The sequence below is a fragment of the Phyllobacterium sp. 0TCS1.6A genome (assembly GCF_026420825.1).
Classification (GTDB): domain Bacteria; phylum Pseudomonadota; class Alphaproteobacteria; order Rhizobiales; family Rhizobiaceae; genus Phyllobacterium.
This window is the reverse complement of sequence record NZ_JAPMAB010000011.1, coordinates 105,452-130,281: the sequence shown is the minus strand read 5'-3', so window position 1 is coordinate 130,281 and position 24,830 is coordinate 105,452. Positions and strand designations below refer to the sequence as shown.

Here is a 24,830-nt window from a genome sequence, read left to right as displayed (position 1 = left end):
GTAACATCAATCTGCCATCGGCGCGATGAGCGGCCGGTGATCAACATTCCAGGAGAGTTTCATGCGCGCACAGCCCAAGGCATCGCATTTCATCAATGGGCGCTTTGTCGAGGACGAGGCGGGCAAGCCTCTCGACGTGATCTATCCGGCGACCGGCGAGATCATTGCCAGGCTGCACGGCGCGACGCCGGCGCTGGTGGAGCAAGCGGTGCGCGCCGCCGCCGCGGCACAGCCGGCCTGGGCAGCGCTGAAGCCTGTCGAGCGCGGCCGCATATTGCGCCGGGCGGCAGACCTGCTGCGTGAGCGCAATGCCGAGATCGCCCGCCTCGAGACGCTCGATACGGGCAAGGCCATCCAGGAAACGCTGGTGGCCGATCCGGCTTCCGCCGCCGACGCGCTCGAATTCTATGGCGGGATCATCGCCGGGTTCAATGGCGAGATGATCGAGCTTGGCGGCGCCTATGCCTATACGCGGCGCGAGCCGCTCGGCATCTGCGTCGGCATCGGCGCCTGGAACTATCCGATCCAGGGCGCCGGCTGGAAGTCGGCGCCGGCGCTCGCGGCCGGCAATGCCATGATCTTCAAGCCTTCGGAGAACACGCCGCTTTCGGCGCTGGCGCTTGCGGAAATCTACAAGGAGGCCGGGCTGCCGGACGGGTTGTTCAATGTCCTGCAGGGCTATGGCGACGTCGGCTCGCTGCTCGTCGATCATCCGCTCGTCGCCAAGGTCTCGCTGACCGGCTCGGTGCCCACCGGCAGGAAGGTGCTGGCGCAGGCCGGATCGCATATGAAACATGCGACGATGGAGCTCGGCGGCAAGTCGCCCCTCATCATTTTCGACGATGCCGACGTGGAGAACGCCGTCGGCGGCGCGTTGCTCGGCAATTTCTATTCCACCGGCCAGGTCTGCTCCAACGGCACGCGCGTCTTCGTCCAGCGCGGCATCAAGGACAGGTTCCTGCAGCGGCTGACCGAGCGCACGAAGGCGATCAGGCTCGGCGATCCGCTCGATCCCGAAATCCATCTCGGCCCGCTCGTCAATGCGGCGCAGCGCGACAAGGTCGTCTCCTATATCGAAAAGGGCAAGGCCGAGGGTGCGACGCTCCATCATGGCGGCGGCGTGCCGCAGATGCAGGGCTTCGAGGGCGGCTGCTTCGTCGAGCCGACCATCTTCACCAATGTCACCGACGACATGGTGATCGCCCGCGAGGAAATATTCGGCCCGGTCATGGCCGTTCTCGATTTCGACGGCGAGGAGGAAGCGGTGCGCCGCGCCAACGACACGGAATTCGGCCTGTCGGCGGGCGTCTTCACGAAGGATCTGGCCCGGGCGCACCGCGTCATCGGGCAATTGAAGGCCGGCACCTGCTGGATCAACACCTATAATCTAGCGCCGGTGGAAATGCCGTTCGGCGGGTTCAAGCAGTCCGGCATCGGCCGCGAGAACGGCCTTGCCGCGCTCTATCACTACAGCCAGGTCAAGTCCGTCTATGTGGAAACCGGCAACGTCGACAGCCCCTATTGAGGCCGCCGGCGCTTCAGTCAGGCCTTGCCGACATAATGGACATATTGGGTCAGCGCGCTGACGAGATGATAGAAGATCGAGGCCGGCACGTCCTCGGCGCGGGCGCGGCCCTTGTCGTCGATAAGATCGATCCACAGCCCCTTCGGCGCCGGTTCGATATGCCAGCGGAACAGCCGGCCGACGCGCGCCTCGACCTCCGGCTTGAGATCGGGCCCGCCATTGCCGTCGAGCGCGATGGCGGCCTTGACCGCCTCGGTCTGCGGCCAGCTGCGCGAATTCGTATCGAGCGGCAGGCCGAAGCGCGACACCGCGCCATAGGCGAGCTCGGTCGAGCGGTTGAGGCCATTGGCGACGGCGGAGGCATAGAGCTTGCGCCCATAGCGCACCGCATCCTTCTGGCCTGAAGCGGCGGCGAAGGCGGCCAGCAGGTGCGCCCATTCGAAGTGATGGCCGGGCTCGGTCCACTCGCCCTGCTCGCCCGGCGCACGCTCCCATTCCTGCGTGAAATATTCGCCCAGCGTCCAGGTTTCCGCATCGAACATGTGATGGCGGAACAGATCGACCATGCGCGCGGCGCGCTGCAGATAGTCGCGATTGCCGGTCACGTCATACCAGGCAAGGAAGGTTTCGAGCATGTGCATATGCGGGTTCGAGCGGCGCAGGCCGGTATCGCCCGGCATTTCCAGGAAGCCGGTCAGGCGCGAATCCGCCAGATGTTCGTCGATGAAGGCGAATGTCTCCGTCGCCAGCGTCAGGGCCTGCTGGTGGCCGGCCTTGTAGGCATGGGCGAGCGCGAGCAGCACGAAGGAATGGTCGTAAGTGTCCTCGGAGGCATCGAGAATGCTGCCATCGGGATTGAAGCTCTTGACCCAGCCGCCCTTGTCGGTGCGCCCGCGGGTGATGAAATCCAGCCCGTGGGCGATCAGGTCCTGCGCCGGTCCCTCCCAGCCCATTTCCTTGGCCACGGCGAAGGCGTAGATCTGGCGCGCCATGGTGCGCATGCGCTTGGTCTTGACGACCGGCGTCGCCTCGAAGGACAGCGCCTCGTGGAAGCCGCCATGGCGCGTATCGACGCCGACGGTGGACCATAGCGGCAGGGTTTCGCTGAAGAGCCAATGCCTGACGCGGTTGCCATAGGCGCCGACCTTCGGCAGCCGGTCCTGCGCCGGGGTGAAGCTCGTCTCCAGCCGCCCGGTCTTTTCCAGCTGCTCGACGATCTTGCGCACGTTCTGGCTCTCGCGCACCGGCGCGACGAAGGTCGCATCCGCCGTCACCACCACGGCCGTGTCCTTGAGGCCGACGGCGGAGAGCAGCTTGCCCTCGCTGCGCAGGTAGCTGTGCTCGCAGTCGATCGCCACCACATCGCCGACGAGGACATTGCCATTGCCGTCGACCGAGCCGACTTCGAGCAGCGATTGCCACGAGCCGAGATCGTTCCAGCGGAATTTTGCCGGCACGAGCGCGATATCCGTCGCATGCTCCATGATCGCGTAGTCGACCGAGATCGACGGCACCGCCGCATAGAGATCGTGCGGCAGGTAGGTGCCGGAGATATTGGTGTTCGCCTCGTCGAGCGCGGCGACGGCCTTTTGCCAGATGTCGGCGGCATGGGTCTTGAAGGCATCGCGCATGACGCTGGCGCGGAAGAGGAAAATACCGGCATTCCAGAGGAAATTGCCGGAGTTCAGATATTCGATCGCCTTTTCCTCGTTGGGCTTTTCGACGAAGCGGATGACATTGCGCGTCTCGGCCTCCTCCGGCGTCACTTCGATATAGCCGAAGCCGGTTTCCGGCCGGTCCGGCTTGATGCCGAAGACGACGATGCGCCCGGCCTCGGCCGCCGCCACGCCCGCCTCGACCGACGACCAGAAGTCGCGGTCGGTTGTAATCTCATGGTCCGACGGCACCACCAGCACCAGTTGATCGCCATGTTCGCGCAGGGTCACTTCGGTGGCGAGCACGACCGCCGCCGCCGTGTTGCGGCCCATGGGTTCGAGGATCGGGCGCCCGCCGGCAAGGTCGATGCCGGCAAGGTCGTGGCCGATGCGGTCCGAATGGCGCTCCGAGGCGAGAAGATAGACCGGAACCGCGGTGCCCGCCCGCGCCGCCATGCGCTTGACCGTGCGCAGCAGCATCGAGCCCTGGCCGGAAAGATTATGAAATTGCTTCGGAAAATCCTCGCGCGATAGCGGCCAGAGCCTTGAGCCCACGCCGCCGCTCATGACGAAGCTGATAATCGCTGCCTTTTCAGATGTCATCGATTCCCCACAACCCGGTACGATATTCCACAACTTGCCGCAGAAGGGATACTAGACTTTCGGCGACGTTCACAGGTGGAAAACCGTCAATCTGGCCGACAAGGTAAATTCTGCCGTCACAATCGTGAAAACTCGCGCGGAAACGCTTGCAGCGCGCCAAATCGGACGTTATATACCGCGCCACTGGTCACGGAGTGTAGCGCAGCCTGGTAGCGCACATCGTTCGGGACGATGGGGTCGGAGGTTCGAATCCTCTCACTCCGACCAGTTTTCCCGATTTTCCCGTATCGTTGCCCACCTTGCCTCCAATGAGCTCGATTGCTCATGGTGACCTCAGCGTTTTTCAGGCTGAACCAACCTCCCTCATGCTGAGGAGATTGGGTGTTTGGCAGGGGGATAGTTCTGCGAGGTTTCAGATCTTGGTTCCCTGCTTTTCTGCAATCAAATCAATCATCCTCATCCTGAGCCTGTGGAAAGACCCCACAACGGCGATCCCACCCGCGCATGGTCCGGTGGGATAAATGGAAACTTATCCCACCACTTTGAAACCGGGTTATTGTGATTCGGTCCTTCCTAGGGGAGCAGCTTCCGGAGCTGTTTCGATAAGCTGGGGAAGGGTGGCGTTGCCGGATGGTCGGAAGTGACAACCCCGACTATCCGGCAAACTGCAGAAGGAAACGGAGGTGGCGCTCCGGTTTCCGGGTTGTTGCGCCTGACAAACGCAACAACAGCAGGGCAAAGACGCCATGGGCGGTCTTCGGACCTCGACCCTGATACTATAGACGCGCGAAGACCGCCCGTCTCCCCCCTTTCAATGACCAGACGCGATTTTGCGGGCGTGGTGACGATTTTCTGTATCCAGCGGTTCTGCTGCCGCCGATCCGAGACGTTTGCAGGAGCCAATCCGGGCCATCCGGCCCACAAAACTGCATTCCAGGAACAATTAATCCCGAAATTCCATCCATCTAGGCGAATATTCTCAAAAAAGCGGTGGTGGGGAACGAAATGGCCTTCCGCAACCGCCGATATGAAAATACACGTGGGGCGCTCCCGATTTCCGCCCTCCGGTCCGGCGTCCGCATGAACATGAACAGATCCAGTTTTCGTATTTTCCAGCCCATTCTTGCTGGCGCGACCCTGCGCGACCGAATCATCGGCTGCGTCGGCGCGCTGGTCGGCATCGGCCTCACCGGCTATCTCTGCGGCCTGTCGATGGGCGATGGCTTCACGCCGATGATCGTGGCGCCCATCGGCGCCTCCGCCGTGCTGCTGTTCGCGGTTCCCGCCAGCCCGCTCGCCCAGCCCTGGCCGATCATTGGCGGCAATACGATCTCGGCGCTGGTCGGCGTCACCGTCTCGCACTTCGTCGCCGAGCCCGCCATTGCCATTGCGCTCGCGGTGGCGCTGGCGATCGCCGCCATGTCGGTCACCCGCAGCCTGCATCCGCCCGGCGGCGCGGCGGCATTGACCGCGGTGATCGGCGGCAGCGCCGTCACCTCCGCCGGCTTCTATTTCCCCTTCTTCCCCGTGGCCGTGAACTCCGTCCTGCTCGTCGGGCTCGGCATCCTGTTCCATCGCCTGTCGCGGCGCTCCTATCCCCATGTGGCGCCGGCGCCGGTCAATATCCATGGCACCGCGGACGAGCCGCCGATCCTGCGCGCCGGTTTCCGCAGCGAGGACGTGGATGCCGCGCTCGAGACGATGCACGAGACCTTCGACATCGACCGCAAGGATATCGAGGAACTGCTGCGCCAGGTCCAGCGCCGCGCGCTCGCACGCGGCTACCGGCCGCTGACCTGCAAGGACATCATGTCCCGCGACGTGATCCGGCTCGAAACGGGCGAAAGCGCCGGCAAGGCGCGGCAGCTGCTGATCGACCACAATATCCGCACGCTGCCGCTCGTCGACGATGGCGACCGTCTCGCCGGCACCGTCGGCCTGCGCGAACTCATCGATGCGACGGGAAGCGTCGCCGACGTCATGGCGCCGCCGCAGACGGCCTCGCCCGACAGTCCGGCGCTCGATCTTCTCGACATATTGACCAGCGGGCGCGTCCACGCGGTTGTCGTCATCGACGAGGAGCGCCATATAAAGGGACTGGTGACCCAGACCGACCTTCTGGCGGCGCTGGCGGCACGACCCAGCGGCCGCTAGGCGGAACAAAGTCGGCGGCCGATGCTTTATCTGAATGAGCATAAGGAGACGATCATGGACGACGGCGGCATTACCATTCGACCCTATCCGGAATCGGTGACTGTCCGATTCAGGGATGTGGTCATCGCTTCATCCGACAAGGCGCTTGAATTGCGGGAGCCGGGGCACGATCCGGTGCTCTATATCCCCTTCGACGACATTTATTTCACCCATCTGGAAAAGACCTCGACCGAGACGAAGTGCCCGTGGAAGGGCACGGCCACCTATTGGCGCATCAATGGCCAGGGCGAATCGGCCGACGATGCCATGTGGGCCTATGAGGAGCCGAAGGCGGAAGTGGCGCAGATCGCCGGGCACGGCGCCTTTGATCCGAAGCATGTCGTGTTCGAGGGTGTCATCGACGCGGAACAGGTGCTTCGCTAGCCCGGCCCTCCTGGCGGCAGGCGCGGAACTGCGGCGATCAGCGCGCGGGTGGCCTCGGCCTGCGGGGCGGCCAGTACAGCGGCCGTAGCGCCCTCCTCCACCAGCCGGCCCTCGTCGAGCACGATCAGCCTGTCCGCCACCGCATTGATGACCGCAAGATCGTGGGAGATGAAGAGATAGGCGATGCCGGTCTCCTCCTGCAGGTCGAGCAGCAGATTGAGTATCTGGGCGCGGATGGAAAGATCGAGCGCCGATACCGGCTCGTCCAGCACCAGCAGCTGCGGCTGGGTGAGCATGGCGCGGGCGATGGCGACGCGCTGGCGCTGGCCGCCGGAGAGCGAGCGCGGCAGGCGGTCGAGATGTTCCGCCCCGAGCCCGACCTTTTCCAGCATGCGGATGATGATGGGCTCGCAGGCGCCCTTGGCCGCCAGCTTGTGGATGCGCAGCGGCGCCTCGAGGATGCGGCGCACGGAGGCGCGCGGATTGAACGCGGCCATGCTGTCCTGGAACACCATCTGAAACCGTGGCCGCATGCGCCGCAGCGCTTCGCCGCCAAGCCGGGTTATGTCCTGGCCGAGCAGCTGGATCGTGCCGTGGTCCGGCTCCTGCAGGCGCAGCACGAGCTGCGCCAGCGTCGTCTTGCCCGAGCCGGACGCACCGGCGATGGCCAGCGTCTCGCCGCGCGACAGCGAGAAGCCGATATCGCGCAGGCCGGCCGGACCCGCCTTGCCGAAGCGTTTCGACAGGCCGCTGACCTGCAGCAGGGGAGCGCCACGGGTCATGACGGCACATCCTCGCCGATTTCCGGCAGCCGGCGCGGCCGCGCCATGCCGAGCGGCAGATGCAGGGCGACGAGCGCCCGGCTATAGGCATGGGCGGGGCTTGAAAGCAGCCCGGCGGTGGCGGCGGTCTCGACGATCCTTCCATGGCGCAGGACGGCGATACGGTCGGCGCGCTCGGCCGCCAGCGCTACATCGTGGGTGACGAAAACCAGCGTCAGCGCCGCCTCGCGCACCAGTTCGTCCAGCAGGTCGACGATGTGCCGCTGCGTCACCGTATCGAGCGCGCTGGTCGGCTCGTCGGCGATGAGCAGTTGCGGCTTGCCCGCCAGCGCGGCGGCGAGCGCGATGCGCTGCTTCTGGCCGCCGGAGAACTGGTGCGGATAGTCGTCGAGCCGCGCCAGCGCCTTCGGGATCCGGACGCGGTCCAGCAATTGCGCCGCCTCCACCCGCGCCGCGATCCAGCCCATGCCGCGATGCGACATCATGATCTCGGCGATCTGGTCGCCGATCTTCATCATGGGATCAAGACTGCCCGAGGCGTCCTGGAACAGAAAGCCGATATCGGCGCCGGGCCTTGCCGCCCGCTCCAGACCCGGAAAGTCAATCGTGCCGGACCGCACGGCATCGCCGGGCAACAAGCCGGCAATGGCGAGCGCCAGCGTGGATTTGCCGGAGCCGCTTTCGCCGATGATCGCCAGCCTCTCGCCGCGCCCGAGCTCCAGCGAAACATCGTCGAGCGCGGTCTGCGCGCCATAGGCGACGCTGCAATTCTTCACGGCCAGAAACGGCAATTCGCTCATTGCGCCACCCTTTCCCGCCGGGACACCCTTTCCCGCAGAGCTAGGCCGCGCCCGGCAAAATGGACGCCGAGCACCGTGGCGACGAGCGCGATGCCCGGCACGACCGACAGATAGGGCGCGGCGCGCAGGACAGTGCGGCCTTCGGCGATCATGCTGCCCCAGGTGACGCGGTTCGGATCGCCGAAGCCGAGGAACGACAGCGCCGCCTCGATCAGGATCGCCGAAGCCACCGAGATCGCGGCGAGCGAAACCAGCGGGCCGAAAGCGTTCGGCAGTATCTCGCGGAAGGCGATTTCGAGCGGCCGCATGCCGAGGACGCGCGCGGCGGCAACGAAATCGCGCTCGCGCAGGGAAAGCACCTCCGCCCGCGTCACCCGCGCCGCCTGCGTCCAGTTGCCGAGGCTTATGGCGAAGACCAGCGTCGGGATGCCGGGGCCGCTCATGCTGATGGCGGCGAGCGCCAGCAGGAAGGCCGGCACGGTCTGGAACGCCTCGGTGAGACGCATCAGCGCCAGATCGACGATGCCGCCGAGAAAGCCGGAAAGCGTGCCGATGAGGCTGCCGAACATCAGCGCCGCCGCCGCGGAAAACAGCGCGACCATGAGGGTCGTGCGGCTGCCATGCACGATGCCGGCCAGCACGTCGCGGCCAAGGCGATCGGTGCCGAGCGGATGGGCGGCATCGAGGAACGGCCGCAACAGCGGCGGCCCGGAAAGCGCCAGCGGATCGCCCGGCGCGATGAGCGGCGCCGCCAGCGCCATCAACCCGAGCGCGGCAAGGAGCAGCAGGCCAAACCGCGCCTGCCAGCCGATATTGCTCCAGCCGGTCATGTCCTGATCCTCACCCGCGGATCGAGCTTGCCATAGGCGAGGTCGACCAGCAGATTGGCGAGGATGACGATGAGCGCGCTGCACAGGATGACGCCGAGGAGCAGCGGCGTGTCGCGCCGCGAAACCGCCTCGGCGGCAAGCCGGCCGAAGCCCGGTATGGCGAAGACGCTCTCGATCACGACGCTGCCGCCGAGCATCGCCGCCGCCTGCAGCCCCAGCATCGTCACGGCCGGCACGATGGCATTGCGGGCGATGTGGCGCCAGACGATGCGCGTCCGGCTCAATCCGCGCGCCTTGAGCGCAAGCGCGAAGGGCTCGTTCCATATTGCCGCCATGCGGTCGCGCATGAGCCGAAGGTAGAGGCCGAGATAGATCATCGACAGCGAGGCGACCGGCAGGACCATGTGCGCGGCGATATCGCCGATGCGGGCAAGGCCTGTCCTGCCCGATGCCACAGCTTCGATGCCGCCGATCGGCAGCCAGCGCAAATGGACGCTGAAGACGACGATCAGCACGAGCCCGAGCCAGAAGCCCGGCACCGCATAGAGCGCCAGCGAGGCCGTGGAGAGGAAGCGGTCGCGCCACGAGCCGGGCCGGGCGCCGGCGACGACGCCGAGCAGCGAGCCGAGCAGGAAGGCCAGCGCCGTCGAGACGCCCATCAGCAGCAGCGTTACCGGCAGGCGCTCGGCCACCACCGAGGCAACCGGCCGCTCGAAGGCCGAGGACCAGCCCAGATCGCCCCGGGCAAGCGCGGAGACATAGGCGGCAAGCCGGTTGGCCGGCCCCTCATCCAGCCGCAATTCCCGCCGCAGCGCCTCAATCTGCCCGGCATCGAGCGCGCCGGACCGGCCGATATAGGCATCGACCGCATCGCCGGGCGCGGCTTCGAGCAGGGCAAAGCTTCCAAGGAGCACGATGGCGAGAACCGGGAGAGCCGCCGCGAGGCGTTTGAGAAGAAAAGTGGCAAGAGGCGGCAAGAACAGCTCCGGCAGTCATGAGGATGCGAGCCTAGAGGCAATTGCCGCGCCTGACAATGTGGCCGCTCAGCCGGCGATCCAGACATTCGACCAGTTCGATACCGCCCATCGCGGATTGTCCGAGACGTTCCTTACCGTATCGCGGGCGACCGTGATGAAGGAGAAATCGGCGACATTGATCAAGGGCAGCTTCTGCGCCACCTCTTTCTGCAATTGCCGGTAGAGCCCGGCCCGCCTGGCTCCGTCGATCTCCACTGCCGCCTGGTCGATGAGCGCATCGATCGGCTGGTCGGCGAAACCATATTGGTTGGAGAACGGCACGCCCGCCGGCAGGCCGCTCTGGAACAGGATCGTCGTCGAGATGGCGGGGTCGGAGCGGTAGACCGGCGTTGCGACCGCGATGTCGAAATCATGATCCGTATAGACCGCCTTCAGATGGGCCGGCGTATCGTTGCCGACGATCTGCGCGTCGATGCCGATCTTCGCCAGCGCCTGCCGCAGATAGTCGCCGAATTGCTTCGTCTCGTTGAAGAACGGCGCCGGGAGGAGCCTGAGCGCGAACCGGGTTCCGCCCTCGCCCCGCTTGTAGCCCGCCTCGTCGAGCAGCGCTTCCGCCCGGACGGGATCGAACGCGGCGCGCAACAGGTCGGGTTCGAAAAAAGTGGCGTCCGTCGCCGGAATGGGACCGAAGGCCGGCTTGGCATAGCCGAGGAAGATGGTCTTGACGACGAAATCACGGTCGATGGCATGGGCGATGGCCTGGCGCACCTTCAGATCCGCCAGTTCCTTGCGCCGATGGTTGATTTCGACGATCAGCTGGTAGGTCAGGCTCTCATAGCCATTGGCATGGACCTTGAGGCCCGGCACCTGCGAAATACGGTCGAGATCGGCGAGCGGCACGGCGGAAAAGGCGGCGAGATGGATTTCCTCCGCTTCGAGCGCATTGCCGGCGGCGGCGCGATCGGGAAGAAACTGGTAGACGATCTCGTCCAGCAGCGGCTCGCCCTTCTTCCAGTAATTCTCGTTGCGCCTGAGCAGGAAATATTCGCCCGGCCGATGCTCGGCGAAGACGAACGGCCCGGTGCCGACCAGCTTCTGGTTCGCCGGGTTGCGGGCAATGTCGGTGTCGCGGTAGAGATGCGCCGGCAGCACCGACGTCACCACCGGCAAGGCATTGCGGATCAGCTGGAACGGCGTCGGGGCGGAGAATTTGAAGATGGCGGTGTGATCGTCCGGCGTTTCCACCGTTTCGAGGTTCCTGAAGACGACACGGCCGAGATTCTGCAGCTTTTTCCAGACTTCCAGCGCCGAAAACGCCACATCCGCCGCGGTGAAGGGCTTGCCGTCGTGCCAGCTGACGCCCTCGCGCAGCCTGAAGGTGACGGAGAGCCCGTCTTTCGATCCCTCCCAGGACGTGGCAAGCCGCGGCTCCAATCCGTCGGTGCCGCCATAGGATTGCTCGGCGAGCGGTTCGATGACCTTGCTGGCGACGAAGAACACGCCGTTGGATGCGACGATGGCGGGATTGAGATTGGTCGGCTCGCTGTCGCCCGCCACCACCAGCCTGCCGCCCCGGACGGGTTCCTGCGCCCATGCACGGCCCGATTGCGTACCGCCCAATGGCACACTGCCCAATGGCAGCACCGTCAGGGCGGCGGCGCTGGCACTTGCGGCAAGGAACCGGCGCCGGGTCAGGAAAAAGGCTGACATGTTCATACTCCCTGTCGTGAAACCACTGATTCGAGCGCGGCCAGGAACTTCGTTGCATTTTCGGGCCGGGCGGCGGGGCCCATATGCCCGACCCGCAGCACCTTGCCGGCTGTCGCCCCTCGCCCGAGCGAGATCAGGATATCATGTTCGCGGACAAGCCGGTTCCTGAGTTCGGTCGCATCGCAGCCTTCCGGCACGCGGAAGACCGTCGCTGTCGACGAGCACCATTCGGGCCTGCGCGGCCAAAGCTCGTAGCCGAGGTCGAGCAGGCCGTGCCGGGTCGCCGCCGCCGTCGCCGCATGGCGGGCCCAGACATTCTCGGCGCCCTCGGCCTCGTGCAGGTCCAGCGCGGCATCGAGCGCGTGTATCTCGGCGATGGAAGGCGTCACCGGAAAGGCGGCGCCCGGCCGCGAGGCGCCGCGCCAGTCGGCGAGGCTCAGGAAGGAAGCGCGCGGCGCAGCCGGATTGGCCTCGATCTTGCGCCAGCCACGCTCGCTGACGGCGACGAGGCTGAGGCCCGGGGCGCTGCCGAGGCATTTCGACGGCGAGGTGACGAAGATGTCCGCCGCGCATGAATGCGGAAAGATGTCCATGCCGCCGAAGGAGGAAACCGCATCGACGATCAGATAGGCGCCATGTTCGGCGACGATGGCGCCGATCTCCTCGACCGGATTGATCGTGCCGGACGGCGTGTCGTGATGGCAGATCGCGACGATGCTTATGTCGGGCCTCTGCCGCAGCGCCGCGCGCACCGCCTGCGGGTCCACCACCTCGTCGAATGGCACGGCAACCTCGACCACCTCGCGGCCATGGCGCCGCGCCCATGTCTCGAAGCCCTTGCCATAGACACCGGACACGATGTTGAGAACGACGTCGCCATCGCCGATGAGGGCGGCGGCCGCAGCCTCTATGCCGAGAATGGCCTCGCCCTGCATGATGACCGGATCGTCATCCATGCGCAGGACCCGGCGCAACCTGGCGATCACGCCGGCATAATAATCCTGATAGGCCGGAAGATAATCATATTGCATCGGCCGGCCAAGCGCGGCGAGCACCTGCGGATAGGCCTCCACCGGACCGGTCGTCAACATCAGCGGCGAATGCGATTGTCGGGGATTCACGGCGGCTTTACCCGGGGTCGAATTGGCAGGATGCGCCAATCTATTCCGCCCGCCGCCCGAAACCAAGAAAAACAGTTCCAACTGTCCCTGCCGGGCCAAACTATCTTGTCACGGTGGCAAATGCCCTACCCTGCCAACTCCAGCGGAACGACATCGACCGACTGCTTGCCCTCCTGCGCGCCGCTGGTCTTCAGGACGCCGACAATGGGCGAAACATCGGCATAATCGCGGCCATGGCCGACGATGATATGGTCGTTGCCGGCCATCATGTCGTTGGTCGGGTCGAATTCGAGCCAGCCCGTCTCCCGCCCGCACCAGGCGCGCACCCAGGCGTGCATCGCATCGGCGCCTTCCAGCCGCTCCTTTCCGGGCGCGGGGATCGTCCTCAGGAAACCGCTGACATAGCCGGCGGGAATGCCGAGGCCGCGCAATCCGGCGATCATCACATGGGCGAAATCCTGGCAGACGCCGGCCCGCAGGCGGAAGGCCTCGCCCGCCGTGGTGCGGACATTGGTGGCGCCGCCATCATAGGCGAAATCCGCATGGATGCGCCTGTTGAGATCGGCCACCGTCTCGATGATGGTGCGGCCGGCGCGGATGCTCGTCCCGGCATAGGCGGTGATCTCCGGCGTGATTTCGGCGTGTATCCCCGATGTCAGGAAATGATGCGGCGCCTCCGCGTCGACCGCCCAGAGCGAGCGGATTTCCCGGCGCAGCCCGGCAAGATCCGGCGAGACGTCGAGCATCATCGGCGGGCGCGAGACATTGACCCGCGCCGTCATGCCGATGTCGAGCGTCTCATGCGGATTGCGATAGACGATGGCGGTGACGATATTGGAGAAGAAATCCTTGAACTCCGAGCGCTCGGCCGGCGACGGCTCGAACGACAGGCTGGAGGCGACGACGCGCTGGATGCCCGGCAGCGTCTGCGGCATGACCCGCACGTGATGACGCCCGCCGGCGGCGGATCTCTCATAGTCATAATGGAGGCGCAGGCGAATATCGTAGAGCATGTTCCGCCTCCTATGCCAGGTAAGTCGCTGAAATCGTGTTGGAGAGGTCCGCGATATCGTGACCGATGCCGCGCAACGCCTCCGGCGTCAGTTCGCCCGCCTCGGCCACCGCCAGTTCCGTATGCAGCCTCAGGACGTCCTTGGAGAAAGGCAGCATGCCGGCGCTGCCATCGGGGCGCGGCAACAGGCCGAACTCCGTCTTCAGCGCATCGACCTGGAACATGATGGAGCGCGGATTGAGCGGATCGAGCGCCAGCAGGTCGAGCACGCTGATGCGGCCGGAATAGACGCTGTACTGGCGGCGGTGGGTCATGACGCTGTCGCCGATCTCGAGCAGCATGTCCAGCGAACCCTCGGCGGCATCGTGGCGGCCGAGCCGCGACAGAATGTTCGCCATCTGGATGCCGCGCTCCAGCCGCCGGCCGATCTCGAGGAAGCGCCAGCCGGTGAACCGGTACATGTTTTCGTGGACGAGGCCGGAAAAGCCGACAAGCTTGCGCAGGATAATGGTCATGGCGCGGGTGGCGTCGTCGCCCGGCGTCACCACGCCGGCAAATCGGCGCACGGTCTTCGAAAGGTCGTGCAGCGCCAGCCAGCCATCGGAGGAGAAGCGGTCGCGAATGCGCCCGGCGCTCAGCACGGCGCCGTCGATGGAGCGCTGCAGGCCCATCGGCACCGCCTCGTCGAGGTCGATGCCGAGCGGTTCCAGATAATCGCGCATCTCGGCCAGCAGCGGCAATTCGCGGTTGGGCGTCTCGGCATAGCGCGCGTGGCAGGCGCGAAGCATGCGCGCCGTTCCCTCGGCCCGCTCGATATAGCGGCCCATCCACATCAGGTTTTCCGCCGCCCTGCTCGGCAGCGTGCCGGGCACGTTGCGGCGGAAGCCGGCATCCTCGCGCGGCAGCAGCGTGTTCTGCTCCACCGGCGTGCTGCTGGTCACCCACACATCCGCCGCCTGTCCGCCGCGCTGCATGGCGATGGCGGCCGTATCCTCGCTGGTGCCGACGCGGGCGAACCCGCCGGGCATGAAGCTCCAGCCGCCCTTGTGCCTGGCGGCAAAGACCCGCAGCACGAAGGGCCGGGGTTCGAGCCGCCCGTCGACATAGACCGGCGTCGTCGACAGTTTCACCGCCTCCTGCCCGACCAGCGACCGTCCATCCTGCCTCAGCCGTTCGACAAGCCCGGCCTTCGCGGCAGGGTCCAGCGATGCGCCAAGCTGAGTCGCCTCCGTGTCCTCGAATGGCAGCCGCGTCGAAAGCGCCGGGCCGACCATCATCCGGTCGATGCGATCGATGACCTGTTCGCGCTCGGCCTCCTGGCCGCACCACCAGGTAGCGATGCTCGGCAGTTCGAGTTCGCGGCCCTGCAGGGCGCGCGAGACGGCCGGAAGGAAGGCGAGGAGCGCGCGCGTCTCGAGGATGCCCGAGCCCAGCGCATTGACCATGGAGACGGATTTGCGCCGCAGGGCGCCGACCATGCCGGGCGTGCCGATCCACGAATCCGGCTTCAGTTCCAGCGGATCGACATAGGCGGCATCGAGGCGGCGCCACAGCACGTCGACAGGCTTCAGGCCGGAAACGGTGCGCACCATCACCCGGCCATTGCTGACGGTCAGGTCCTCTCCCTCCAGCAGCATGAAGCCGAGATAGCGGGCAATATAGGCATGTTCGAAATAGGTCTCGTTATTGGGTCCCGGCGTCAGGATGGCGGCCCTGCCCTGCGGATCGCGGATCAGCGCCTGGAGCGAGTCGCGGAAATGCCTGAAGAACCCGGCGAGGCGATGGACATTCATCGAGCTTGCGATGTCGGAGAGCGCGCGCGTCGTCGCCACGCGGTTCTCCAGCGCAAAGCCGGCGCCGGAGGGCGCCTGCGTCCTGTCGCCCAGCACCCACCATTGCCCGTCCGGCGCGCGTCCGAGCTCGAAGGCGCAGAATTGCAGGAAATGGCCGCTGGCCGGCGCCACGCCCGCAAGCGGATGCAGGAATTCGGGGCTGTGGGCGATGAGGTCCGGCGGCAGAACCCCGTCCCGCACCAGCCGCGCCTCGCCATAGATATCGGCGACCATCGCCTCCAGGAGGTCGGCTCTCTGCGTCAGGCCGGACGTGATGAGGCTCCAGTCGTTCTCGTTGATCAGGATCGGTATGTGCGCCAGCGGCCATTGCCGCTCCTGCGTGCCGGTCTCGTCATAGATGCGGTAGAAGACCCCGGCGTCGAGCAGATACTGGCTGGCCCTGGCGAAGCGCGTGGCAAGCTTTTCCGGGCCGATCCCGTCCAGCGCGCTCAGCAGCTGCTCCCAGCCGGGGCGCACATTGCCATCATGGTCGATCATCTCGTCGGAGGTGGCCGGCAAGGGGCGATATCCGGCCAGCAGGCTGGAGAGCGATTGCGCCTTTTCTGGTTGCATCATCATCGTATGTCGCGGTTTCCAGCGTTCGGGTCGGTCGGGCATCGCCATTCATGCGGCAATGCCCGTAACGCTTATAGTCTCGTTCGCCTGAGGTCCAATGTCATCGGGAATTCCGGCGATGGCTGTTCCTTGCGCAGTTCGTAATTGCCGGCCGTATGGCCGCGCGGTTCGAAACGGGCGAGCCGGCGCGCTTCGGCTTCGTTGCCATTGACCGGAAAGCTCTCATAATTGCGCCCGCCGGGATGTGCAACGTGGTAGGTGCAACCGCCGATCGCCCGGCCGGACCATCGGTCGTAAACATCGAAGACCAGCGGCACGTTCACCGGCAGCATCGGATGCAGGCCGGAGCGCGGCTGCCACGCCTTGAAGCGGACGCCAGCGGCGGCGGTGCCATTGACCGCCGTCGGCGCAAGCGGCACCTCGCGGCCATTGCAGGCCACGCCATAGCGCCCGGCATTGGCGCCTTCGAGCCGGACCTGCAGCCTCTCGACCGAACTATCGACGAAGCGGACGGTTCCGCCGATGGCGCCCTGCTCGCCCATGACATGCCATGGTTCCAGCGCCTGGCGCAGTTCGAGCTTGACGCCTTCCAGCGCAAGTTCGCCGCAGAAGGGGAAGCGGAATTCGAGCTGGGCCTCGAACCATTCGGGCCTGAGGTCGAAACCATGCTGGCGCAGATCGGCGAGGACTTCGAGGAAATCCTCCCAGACGAAGGCCGGCAGCATGAAACGGTCGTGCAAGGTCGTTCCCCAGCGCACGAAACTGCCCTCGATCGGCTCGGTCCAGAACCGCGCGATCAGGGCGCGTATCAGCAATTGCTGGGCAAGGCTCATCCGCGCATCGGGCGGCATTTCGAAGCCGCGGAACTCGACGAGGCCGAGCCGGCCCGTCGGGCCATCGGGCGAGAACAGCTTGTCGATGCAGATTTCGGAGCGATGGGTATTGCCGGTCACGTCCACGAGCAGGTTGCGGAACAGCCTGTCCACCAGCCATGGTAGCGGCGGCGCGCCCTTGCCCGGCATCGGCACCTGCGCAAGCGCGATCTCCAATTCGTAGAGACTGTCGTGCCGCGCCTCGTCGATGCGCGGCGCCTGGCTCGTCGGGCCGATGAACAGCCCGGAAAACAGGTAGGACAGGGCCGGATGGCGCTGCCAGTAGAGCACGAGGCTCTTCAACAGGTCCGGCCGGCGCAGGAACGGGCTGTCATTGGGCGTTTCGCCGCCCACCACCACGTGATTGCCGCCACCCGTGCCGGTATGGCGGCCGTCGATCATGAACTTGTCGGCGCCGAGCCGGGTCTGGCGCGCCTCCTCATAGACCGCCGTGGTGATATCGACGCATTCGCGCCAATTGGCCGCCGGATGGACATTGACCTCGATGACGCCGGGATCGGGCGCCACGCGAATGACATTGATGCGCGGGTCCTGCGGCGGGGCATAGCCTTCGATGTGGACGGGTATGCCGAGCCGGGCGGCCGCGCTCTCCGCCGCCGCGACCAGTTCCAGATAATCCTCCAGCGCCTCGACCGGCGGCATGAACACACTCAGGCGTCCCTCGCGCGGCTCGACCGAGATCGCGGTGCGCACGGCGCCGCCGATCTCGCCGAGTTCCTGCTCGATCCGCTGCTGCTGGTTTCCCTCTGCCGCCGTGAAGGATGCCACCGCCTGCGGCGGGCTATCAGTCGCCGTGGAAGATGCCACCGCCTGCGGCGGAGTGGCCGGGGCGGCAGCCGGATGGGGCGCGGGCAATGGCCCCCTGTCCACCGAAGGGTCCACCGGCACGATATAGGGATATTCGGCAGGCGGCACCCGCGGCAGCGCGCCGAGAGGCAGGCGATAGCCGACCGGCGAATCGCCCGGGACCAGGAAGAGCTTGCCGCGCCGCGTCGTCCATTTCTCGCTGCGCCAGCGCCGGTCCGGAACCGCCTGGCTGTTCCAGCGCTGCACCGGCAGGACGAAGCCCGTCGGCTCGGTCAGGCCGCGCTCGAAGACGCGGATCATGCGGCTGCGCTCTTCGGGGTCCTTGAGCTCGGGATTGGTCGGATCGACATTCTCCGGCAGATTGCCCTCCTTGAGCAGCCATTCGCCCGGGTCCTCATAGGCTGCGGCCACCATGCCGGTTTCGACGCCGAGTTCGTCCGCAATGGCGGTGAGCAGCTTTCCGGCATCTTCCGTCGAGATTTCGGCACTGCTGGTTTCGGCGGCGACGAGCGCGGGATCGGTCCAGATCGGCTTGCCGTCCCTGCGCCAATAGAGCGAGAAGGTCCAGCGCGGCAGGCTTTCGCCGGGATACCATTTGCCCTGGCCATAATGCAGGAAGCCGCCCGGCGCGAAACGCTGGCGCAACCGGCGGATGAGCTTGTCGGCGAGTTCCCGCTTCGTCGGGCCGACCGCATCGGTATTCCATTCGCCCGCCTCAAAATCGTCGATGGAAACGAAGGTCGGTTCGCCGCCCATCGTCAGCCGCACATCCCTTTCCTTGAGGATCGCGTCCACCCGGTCGCCGAGCGCATCGAGCGCCTGCCAGGATTCGTCCGAGAACGGCCTGGTGATGCGCGGATGTTCGGCGATGCGCGTCACCCGCATGTCGAAGCCGAATTCGACATTGGCGGGTTCGGCCATGCCCGATATCGGCGCGGCATTGCGATAATGCGGCGTCGCGGCAAGCGGAATATGGCTTTCGCCGGTCAGGAGCCCGGAAGTCGGATCGAGGCCGATCCAGCCCGCACCGGGCAGGTAAACCTCGCACCAGGCGTGGAGGTCGGTGAAATCGACGCTGGTGCCGGCCGGGCCGTCGAGCGCCACGAGGTCCGGCTTGAGCTGGATGAGATAGCCGGACACGAACCGCGCCGCCAGCCCGAGATTCCGCAGTACCTGGACGAGAAGCCAGCTCGTATCGCGGCACGAGCCGGTTCCGGCGCGCAGCGTATCCTCCGGCTCCTGCACCCCGGGCTCGAGGCGGATGACATAGCCGATCTCGCGCTGCAGGCGGGCATTGAGCGCGACGACGAAATCGACCGTATTGACCGGCGTCCTCTCGATGGAGGCGAGGAAATCGGCCACCAGCGGCCCGCATGGCTCGGGCTCCGTATAGATCGACAGGTCCCGGCGCAGCTCCTGCGGATATTCGAACGGCCAGGTCTCCGCTTCCGGCTCGACGAAGAAATCGAACGGATTGTAGACGGTCATGTCGGCAACGAGATCGACTTCGATCTTCAATTCGCTCACCGGTTCCGGAAAGACGAAACGCGCGAGGAAATTGCCGTATGGGTCCTGCTGCAGATTGACGAAATGATTGGCCGGGCTGACCTTCAGCGAATGGCTTGGAACCTTGGTGCGGGAATGGGGCGCAGGCTGGAGCCGGATGATCTGCGGCCCGAGCCGGATGGGCCGATCATATTTATAGTGCGTCAGATGGTAGAGCGCAGCTTGTATTGCCATGTGGCCTCATATCCAGACAGAGATCCCTCGGGTGCGAAGCCCACCTTAAGCTAACCTACTGCGGGGCCTTGTCACGCTCAAAATTTGATCACGCCCAAAATTTGTTCCCTGCCGCTTTTTATCGCCAGCCGGCCAGTGCGGGCTGTTCCCTTTGCCTGCGCTTTGGGTTACAGATTCGAGCGATGGTTTCTCCGGTTCGACAAAGCCGGAGATGAAAAGGGAACACGGTAAGGCGTACCCAAACGGGACCGATGCCGTGGCTGCCCCCGCAACTGTAGGCGGTGAGTGAAGCCCGATATGCCACTGGGAAACCGGGAAGGCAGGGCGGAATGACGACCCGCAAGCCAGGAGACCTGCCATCAAACGGATAACTCGAACCGGACGGGGTGTGCCGGCGGCGATGCAGTGCCGGTAGATTCGCGTCTACTTTTCCGGTCCATTCGAAGGCCCGGTCCGTTTCGGAGGCATAATCGTCCCTGCTGACCCCTTCCAGAACAGCCGGACATGCCAACGCCGAAAGCAAGTATCTCCGCCCTCTTCGCATCGTCTCCCGCCGCTCCGTGGGTGAGCGTCGCCCTGCGGCCCGGCAAGGTCAAATGCCTCGCCGACACTTGCGCATGTTATAACATATCATTATGGCTTGCCCATCATGCAGCATCGAGGATATCTCAATGAGTGAGCCCGCCCTGTCGATGGATGCGCTCGGCTACCGCGCCGGCAATGGCCGCATGCTGGTCGAGCCGACGAGCCTCGAGATCGGCGCCGAACAGCGGCTGGCGATCATCGGTCCGAACGGCGCGGGCAAATCGACATTGCTGCGCATGATGGCCGGGCTGCTGAAGCCCTCCTCCGGCAGCGTCCGCATCCATGGCGACGACATTGCGGCGCTTCGGCCGCTCGACCGTGCCCGGCTGATCGCCGTCGTCGGCCAGACCGATGCGCCCGCCGGGCAATTGCTCGTGCAGGATTATGTCGCGCTCGGCCGCATCCCGCACAGCGGCGCCTTCAGGCGCGACGAGGACGCGGCAATCGTCGAGGAGGCGCTTGTCCGCGTCGATCTGGCGGCATTCGCGCGCCGGCCGGTCGCCTCGCTGTCGGGCGGGGAGCGCCAGCGCATGCAGCTCGCCCGCGCCCTCTGCCAGAAGCCGAAAGTGCTCTTCCTCGACGAGCCGACCAATCATCTCGATCCGCGGGCGCGAAGCGAGCTGCTGGCGCTGGTCGGCGGCCTCGGCGTCACCACGATCGCCGTGCTGCACGACCTGCCGCTCGTCGCCCCCTTCGCCACGCGCATCGCCGTCATGCAGCAGGGTCGGGTCGTCGCGACCGGCACCCCGGACGAATGCCTGACGCCGCGGATCGTCAGCGACGTCTTCGCCCTCGACGTGCTGAGGATGCGCCATCCCTCGCAGGACCGCGACCTGATGGTCTTCGAGGCCAGCCTCCCCCATTCCGCATCCCAGCCCATACGGAGCAAATCATGAAGAAGTTCGCGCTATCCCTCGCTCACATGCTTGCGCTGCTGGTGCCGCTGCCGGCGCTTGCCTTCCCAGTCACCGTCGAAAGCTGCGGCCGCTCCGTCACCTTCGACAGCGCGCCGAAGCGGGCGGTGATCCAGGACATCAATATGAGCGAGATGGCCTTCGCGCTCGGCCTGCAGCCGTCGATCGTCGGCGTCAGCGGCATTACCGGCTGGTACAAGCTGGACGATGCGTTCAAGCAGCAGCTCGGCGACATTCCGGAACTCGCGCCGAAATATGCCAGCGTGGAAAACCTCGTGGCGGCAAGCCCGGATTTCTTCTTCGCCGGCTGGTATTACGGCATGAAGCCCGGCGGCGACGTGACGCCCGATACGCTGGCGCCCTATGGCATCAAGACGCTGGAGCTGACGGAAAGCTGCATCCATCTCGACAGGAACAGGCCGGCGGCGACCATGGAACTGCTCTATGGCGACATGAAGAAGCTCGGCATCATCTTCGGCAAGGAGGCCGAGGCCGACAGGCTGATCGCCGGCTGGAAAGAGCGCCTGGCCGAGATAAGGTCGAAGATCGGCAGCGACAGCGGCACCCGCGTCTTCCTCTATGATTCAGGCGACGACAAGCCTTTCACGGCCGGCAAGTTCGCCATCCCGACCGCGATGATCGCCGAAGCCGGCGGCACCAATATCATGGCCGACATGGAAACCAGCTGGGGCACGACATCCTGGGAAACCGTGGCGGCGCGCAACCCGCAATTCCTCGTGCTGCTCGATTACCAGGACAATGCGGGCTATGCCAAGCTGCTCGACTTCCTGAAATCGCACCCGGCGATGAAGGAGACCGACGCGGTGAGAAACCAACGCTTCGTCGCCCTGCGCTATGCGGAACTGACGCCCGGGCCGGCCAATGTCGAGGCAATCGCCAAGATCGCCAACGCGATGCACCCGGAAGCATTCTGAGTGCAGATACCGGGCCGCACGATCTTCGGACTGGGCGCGGGCGTGGTGCTGATCGCCACGCTTGCCGTGCTGTCCGTCGCCTATGGATCGACCTTCATCGCGCCGGGAGAGGTCATTCGCTCCCTTGCCGCCAGCCTTGGCCTTGGCGGCTCGGACACGCCGCTGCCGATCCAGCGCATCGTCGTCGATCTGCGGCTGCCGCGGGCGGTGCTGGCGATAGCCGTCGGCGCGGGTCTGGGCGTCATCGGCGCCATGCTGCAGACGGTGACGCGCAACGACCTCGCCGATCCCTTCCTGTTCGGGCTCTCCTCGGGCGCGGCGGCCGGTGCCGTCTCGGTCATCACCGTGCTTGGCGACAGGTTCGGCGTCTGGACGCTGCCCCTTGCCGCCTTCAGCGGCGGCATGCTCGCGGCAATCATCGTGCTGCTCCTGACGCGGCGGGTGCATGGCCAGGGCCCGGAGCGCCTCATCCTCGCCGGCCTCGCCGTCTCCTTCATCTTCGCCGCCCTGACGAACTATCTCGTCTTCGCCGGGGACCAGCGCGCGGCGCATTCCATCCTGTTCTGGACGCTGGGCGGGCTCGGCCTCGCGCGCTGGGACAATCTGCCCCTCGCCCTGGTCGGCTTCGCCGCAATCATGATCTTTGCGCTGCTGTTTCACCGCAGGCTCGACGCGTTCCTTGCCGGCGAGAGCACCGCCGAAAGCCTCGGCATCGAGACGCACCGGATGCGCAGCACGGTCTTCATCGTCTGCGCCTTTTCGACGGCGATCTTCGTTTCCTCGGCCGGGGTCATCGGCTTTGTCGGGCTGATGATACCGCATGTGGCGCGCATGCTGGCAGGGCCGCTGCATGCGGGTCTCGTGCTGACCTGCGCCATGCTCGGCGCGCTGCTGGTGCTGCTCAGCGACCTCGCCGCGCGGCTGATCCTCGCGCCGCAGGAACTTCCCATCGGCATCGTCACCAGTTCCATCGGCGCATTCTTCGTCGTCTGGCTGCTCCTGCGCAGCAAGACCAGCAGCTAGTGACCCGAATCTAGGTTCTGTCTCGGTTGTTGCGGCGCATTGCGCCCAGCGCTGCTTCTGCCTATCATCCAGCGCATATTCATCCGGCCCGGCCGGGACCGGCTTTTTCAGTATTTGTAATTCCATTCATATTTCAAGGAACGCATTGCGTGTTACGGAAAGCATTGGACAGAGCTACCTATTATTCGTCGCACTTCATCAAGGACAACATGCCGGCGGTGCTGTTCCGCCGAAGCATCGACAGTATTCTCGGTTCGCACCTGCACGACGCCATTATCGATAGAGTCAATTATTACAACAAGTTGGACGCCGGCTTCAAAGTCGATCCCGGCCGCAATATCGGCAATATCGAGAAATCCAGCAGCATGTATTATTACGACCTGAAGGAATATTGCCGGTACTTCGCCGACGATCTCGGCCTTTCCTACCGGTTCGGCGACATCACCGACATTCCCGCCACGCCGTCGATCGTCAAGAGCAGGCCGGCGGGCGGCGAGAACGGCAATTCCGTCATCATGAACCTCGACCGGTTGCGGCACTTCGCCAAGGTGAGAGACAGCCACGCCTTTGCGCAGAAGCTGCCCCAGGCGGTGTGGAGAGGGCGAAACAACAACGCCAAAAAGCTGGTGCTGGCCGGGAATTATTCCAGTCATCGCCTGTGCAATGTCGGGCTCGTCGATCGGTCCGATGGTTCTTTCAAGCCCTGGCTGCCGGTGAAACAGCAGCTGCGCTACAGATATATCATATCCGTCGAAGGCATCGATGTTGCGACCAATCTCAAATGGATCATGTCGAGCAATTCTCTGTGCTTGATGCCGCGCTGCCGCTATGAGACGTGGTTCATGGAGGGGCGGCTCAGGCCCGGCGTTCATTTCGTCCTGCTGAAGGATGATTTTTCCGACCTCGAAGAGAAGATCACCTTCTACAATGGCAATCCGTCACTGGCCGAAGCGATCATCCGCAACGCCAAGGCCCATCATGCCGTCTTTGCCGACCGCAAGTCCGAAACACTGATATCGCTGCTCGTCCTGCTGAAATATTTTTACCTCAGCGGCCAATTGCAGCTGCCGGAGTGTTCGAGGGCCTGGTTTTCGACGCAGCCGGCGGAGAATGCCTAGAGCCGGCCGCGCGCGACAAAACCCGGATTGGCGAAATCCGCATCGTTGGCCTGGTTGCGGCGGCCATAGGTCAGCAACTGGCCGTCGAGGGTGAGCGTCGCTCCGCCCGCGGCGCGCAAGACCGCGTCGCCCGCCGCCGTATCCCATTCCATGGTGCGGCCGAGGCGCGGATAGATATCCGCCTCGCCCCGCGCCAGCAGTCCGAACTTGATGGAAGAGCCGACGGAAACGCATTCGCCGACGGTGAAACCCTCGAGATAGCTGTTGGTCTCGGGCGTGCGATGCGAGCGGCTGGCGACCGCAATCAATTGCGCCGGTGCCTTGCGGCAGGAAATGGCGCGGCGGCCCGTCACTTTGCCGCCTTCGCCGATGCCTGCTTCCTCCGCGCCGTCCGGGCCACCGAGGAAAAGCCAGCCCCGCACCGGCGCATAGACGACGCCGAGGACGGGCGCGCCATGTTCGATGAGGGCGATATTGACCGTGAAATCGCCGTTCCGGTTGACGAATTCGCGCGTTCCATCCAGCGGGTCGACCAGATAGAAGCGCGAACCGAGTTCGCCCGGCACATGGCCGCCGGAAATTTCCTCCTCGGCGACGATCGGGATATCGGGCGTCGCCCGGCGCAGCGCTTCGAGGATGATCGCCTCCGCCGCATGGTCGGCAGCGGTCACCGGCGACTTGTCTTCCTTGAGCAGGACGTCGCAGCCTTCCTCATAGATGCGCAATATCTCCTGTCCGGCATCTATCGCCATGCGTTCGAAAGCCCTGAGCAAGGCCGCATGGTCGATGGTGGCAGTCGCGATATCGGTCATCTA

General features: G+C 65.2%; 18 protein-coding genes, 1 tRNA gene and 1 riboswitch. Of the genes, 8 read left to right on the top strand and 11 right to left on the bottom strand.

Annotated elements, in window-relative coordinates:
* The first annotated feature begins 61 nt into the window (after positions 1 to 61).
* Complete coding sequence (betB, locus tag OSJ75_RS20580) at positions 62 to 1,525, top strand: betaine-aldehyde dehydrogenase (RefSeq protein WP_250014729.1); 1,464 nt, start codon at positions 62 to 64, stop codon at positions 1,523 to 1,525.
* Between the two features lie 17 nt (positions 1,526 to 1,542).
* On the opposite strand, the gene OSJ75_RS20575 is transcribed toward betB, so the two are convergent.
* On the bottom strand, positions 1,543 to 3,783 hold the full coding sequence (locus OSJ75_RS20575; protein WP_250014731.1) for an AGE family epimerase/isomerase: 2,241 nt from the start codon (positions 3,781 to 3,783) through the stop codon (positions 1,543 to 1,545).
* A gap of 190 nt (positions 3,784 to 3,973) precedes the next feature.
* On the opposite strand from OSJ75_RS20575, the gene OSJ75_RS20570 reads away from it, so the two are divergent.
* The 3 genes from OSJ75_RS20570 to OSJ75_RS20560 all read left to right on the top strand — a co-directional run bounded on the left by OSJ75_RS20570 (position 3,974) and on the right by OSJ75_RS20560 (position 6,360).
* Positions 3,974 to 4,050: transfer RNA gene (locus OSJ75_RS20570), tRNA-Pro, on the top strand.
* A gap of 813 nt (positions 4,051 to 4,863) precedes the next feature.
* Positions 4,864 to 5,937 carry an HPP family protein gene (locus OSJ75_RS20565; RefSeq protein WP_250014733.1) on the top strand — a complete coding sequence of 358 codons (1,074 nt, stop codon included), beginning with the start codon at positions 4,864 to 4,866 and terminating at the stop codon, positions 5,935 to 5,937.
* Positions 5,938 to 5,991: 54 nt separating this feature from the next.
* Positions 5,992 to 6,360: a DUF427 domain-containing protein gene (locus OSJ75_RS20560; protein WP_250014735.1), complete on the top strand. Its 369-nt coding sequence runs from the start codon at positions 5,992 to 5,994 to the stop codon at positions 6,358 to 6,360.
* Here the strand turns inward: OSJ75_RS20560 and OSJ75_RS20555 are convergent.
* The 9 genes from OSJ75_RS20555 to OSJ75_RS20515 all read right to left on the bottom strand — a co-directional run bounded on the left by OSJ75_RS20555 (position 6,357) and on the right by OSJ75_RS20515 (position 19,440).
* On the bottom strand, positions 6,357 to 7,142 hold the full coding sequence (locus tag OSJ75_RS20555) for an ABC transporter ATP-binding protein (protein WP_250014737.1): 786 nt from the start codon (positions 7,140 to 7,142) through the stop codon (positions 6,357 to 6,359). The two genes, OSJ75_RS20560 and OSJ75_RS20555, sit on opposite strands and share 4 nt — an antisense overlap.
* Positions 7,139 to 7,942 carry an ABC transporter ATP-binding protein gene (locus tag OSJ75_RS20550; RefSeq protein ID WP_267229316.1) on the bottom strand — a complete coding sequence of 268 codons (804 nt, stop codon included), beginning with the start codon at positions 7,940 to 7,942 and terminating at the stop codon, positions 7,139 to 7,141. The genes OSJ75_RS20555 and OSJ75_RS20550 overlap by 4 nt, the downstream gene beginning before the upstream one ends.
* On the bottom strand, positions 7,939 to 8,772 hold the full coding sequence (locus OSJ75_RS20545; protein ID WP_267229314.1) for an ABC transporter permease: 834 nt from the start codon (positions 8,770 to 8,772) through the stop codon (positions 7,939 to 7,941). The genes OSJ75_RS20550 and OSJ75_RS20545 overlap by 4 nt, the downstream gene beginning before the upstream one ends.
* On the bottom strand, positions 8,769 to 9,749 hold the full coding sequence (locus OSJ75_RS20540; protein WP_267229313.1) for an ABC transporter permease: 981 nt from the start codon (positions 9,747 to 9,749) through the stop codon (positions 8,769 to 8,771). The genes OSJ75_RS20545 and OSJ75_RS20540 overlap by 4 nt, the downstream gene beginning before the upstream one ends.
* 66 nt (positions 9,750 to 9,815) lie before the next feature.
* Positions 9,816 to 11,459 (bottom strand): ABC transporter substrate-binding protein, encoded by a 1,644-nt coding sequence (locus OSJ75_RS20535; RefSeq protein ID WP_267229312.1) that lies wholly within the window; start codon positions 11,457 to 11,459, stop codon positions 9,816 to 9,818.
* A gap of 2 nt (positions 11,460 to 11,461) precedes the next feature.
* On the bottom strand, positions 11,462 to 12,550 hold the full coding sequence (locus OSJ75_RS20530; protein ID WP_267229311.1) for a pyridoxal-phosphate-dependent aminotransferase family protein: 1,089 nt from the start codon (positions 12,548 to 12,550) through the stop codon (positions 11,462 to 11,464).
* A 155-nt stretch (positions 12,551 to 12,705) separates the two neighbouring features.
* A complete protein-coding gene (locus tag OSJ75_RS20525) occupies positions 12,706 to 13,593 on the bottom strand; it encodes a transglutaminase family protein (RefSeq protein ID WP_250014750.1) in 888 nt (295 codons plus the stop codon).
* A gap of 10 nt (positions 13,594 to 13,603) precedes the next feature.
* Entirely contained in the window at positions 13,604 to 16,003 is a 2,400-nt protein-coding gene (locus OSJ75_RS20520) for a circularly permuted type 2 ATP-grasp protein (protein WP_416362591.1), read from the bottom strand.
* Positions 16,004 to 16,071: 68 nt separating this feature from the next.
* On the bottom strand, positions 16,072 to 19,440 hold the full coding sequence (locus OSJ75_RS20515) for a DUF2126 domain-containing protein (RefSeq protein ID WP_267229310.1): 3,369 nt from the start codon (positions 19,438 to 19,440) through the stop codon (positions 16,072 to 16,074).
* A 166-nt stretch (positions 19,441 to 19,606) separates the two neighbouring features.
* A riboswitch (cobalamin riboswitch) is annotated at positions 19,607 to 19,816 on the top strand.
* 295 nt (positions 19,817 to 20,111) lie between these two features.
* Here OSJ75_RS20515 and OSJ75_RS20510 point away from each other — a divergent pair.
* From OSJ75_RS20510 to OSJ75_RS20495, 4 genes are all read left to right on the top strand, one after another.
* Positions 20,112 to 20,921, top strand: coding sequence for an ABC transporter ATP-binding protein (locus OSJ75_RS20510; protein WP_267229309.1), 810 nt, complete (start codon positions 20,112 to 20,114; stop codon positions 20,919 to 20,921).
* Positions 20,918 to 21,874, top strand: coding sequence for an ABC transporter substrate-binding protein (locus OSJ75_RS20505; protein WP_267229308.1), 957 nt, complete (start codon positions 20,918 to 20,920; stop codon positions 21,872 to 21,874). Before OSJ75_RS20510 ends, OSJ75_RS20505 begins: the two co-directional genes overlap by 4 nt.
* The gene (locus OSJ75_RS20500; RefSeq protein ID WP_267229307.1) at positions 21,875 to 22,897 is read left to right on the top strand and encodes a FecCD family ABC transporter permease; all 1,023 of its coding nucleotides are present in this window, start codon (positions 21,875 to 21,877) and stop codon (positions 22,895 to 22,897) included.
* A 149-nt stretch (positions 22,898 to 23,046) separates the two neighbouring features.
* Positions 23,047 to 24,015 carry a glycosyl transferase family 90 gene (locus OSJ75_RS20495; protein ID WP_267229306.1) on the top strand — a complete coding sequence of 323 codons (969 nt, stop codon included), beginning with the start codon at positions 23,047 to 23,049 and terminating at the stop codon, positions 24,013 to 24,015.
* Here OSJ75_RS20495 and cysQ read toward each other — a convergent pair.
* Positions 24,012 to 24,827, bottom strand: coding sequence for a 3'(2'),5'-bisphosphate nucleotidase CysQ (gene cysQ, locus OSJ75_RS20490; protein WP_267229305.1), 816 nt, complete (start codon positions 24,825 to 24,827; stop codon positions 24,012 to 24,014). The two genes, OSJ75_RS20495 and cysQ, sit on opposite strands and share 4 nt — an antisense overlap.
* Positions 24,828 to 24,830: the final 3 nt, after the last annotated feature.

What these genes read in the sequence shown, in the direction of transcription:
- betB (WP_250014729.1), top strand. Translation starts at nt 62, where the DNA reads ATGCGCGCACAGCCCAAGGCATCGCATTTCATCAATGGGCGCTTTGTC.
- OSJ75_RS20575 (WP_250014731.1), bottom strand. Translation starts at nt 3,783, where the DNA reads ATGACATCTGAAAAGGCAGCGATTATCAGCTTCGTCATGAGCGGCGGC.
- OSJ75_RS20565 (WP_250014733.1), top strand. Translation starts at nt 4,864, where the DNA reads ATGAACATGAACAGATCCAGTTTTCGTATTTTCCAGCCCATTCTTGCT.
- OSJ75_RS20560 (WP_250014735.1), top strand. Translation starts at nt 5,992, where the DNA reads ATGGACGACGGCGGCATTACCATTCGACCCTATCCGGAATCGGTGACT.
- OSJ75_RS20555 (WP_250014737.1), bottom strand. Translation starts at nt 7,142, where the DNA reads ATGACCCGTGGCGCTCCCCTGCTGCAGGTCAGCGGCCTGTCGAAACGC.
- OSJ75_RS20550 (WP_267229316.1), bottom strand. Translation starts at nt 7,942, where the DNA reads ATGAGCGAATTGCCGTTTCTGGCCGTGAAGAATTGCAGCGTCGCCTAT.
- OSJ75_RS20545 (WP_267229314.1), bottom strand. Translation starts at nt 8,772, where the DNA reads ATGACCGGCTGGAGCAATATCGGCTGGCAGGCGCGGTTTGGCCTGCTG.
- OSJ75_RS20535 (WP_267229312.1), bottom strand. Translation starts at nt 11,459, where the DNA reads ATGTCAGCCTTTTTCCTGACCCGGCGCCGGTTCCTTGCCGCAAGTGCC.
- OSJ75_RS20530 (WP_267229311.1), bottom strand. Translation starts at nt 12,550, where the DNA reads ATGTTGACGACCGGTCCGGTGGAGGCCTATCCGCAGGTGCTCGCCGCG.
- OSJ75_RS20525 (WP_250014750.1), bottom strand. Translation starts at nt 13,593, where the DNA reads ATGCTCTACGATATTCGCCTGCGCCTCCATTATGACTATGAGAGATCC.
- OSJ75_RS20520 (WP_416362591.1), bottom strand. Translation starts at nt 16,003, where the DNA reads ATGATGATGCAACCAGAAAAGGCGCAATCGCTCTCCAGCCTGCTGGCC.
- OSJ75_RS20515 (WP_267229310.1), bottom strand. Translation starts at nt 19,440, where the DNA reads ATGGCAATACAAGCTGCGCTCTACCATCTGACGCACTATAAATATGAT.
- OSJ75_RS20510 (WP_267229309.1), top strand. Translation starts at nt 20,112, where the DNA reads ATGAGTGAGCCCGCCCTGTCGATGGATGCGCTCGGCTACCGCGCCGGC.
- OSJ75_RS20505 (WP_267229308.1), top strand. Translation starts at nt 20,918, where the DNA reads ATGAAGAAGTTCGCGCTATCCCTCGCTCACATGCTTGCGCTGCTGGTG.
- cysQ (WP_267229305.1), bottom strand. Translation starts at nt 24,827, where the DNA reads ATGACCGATATCGCGACTGCCACCATCGACCATGCGGCCTTGCTCAGG.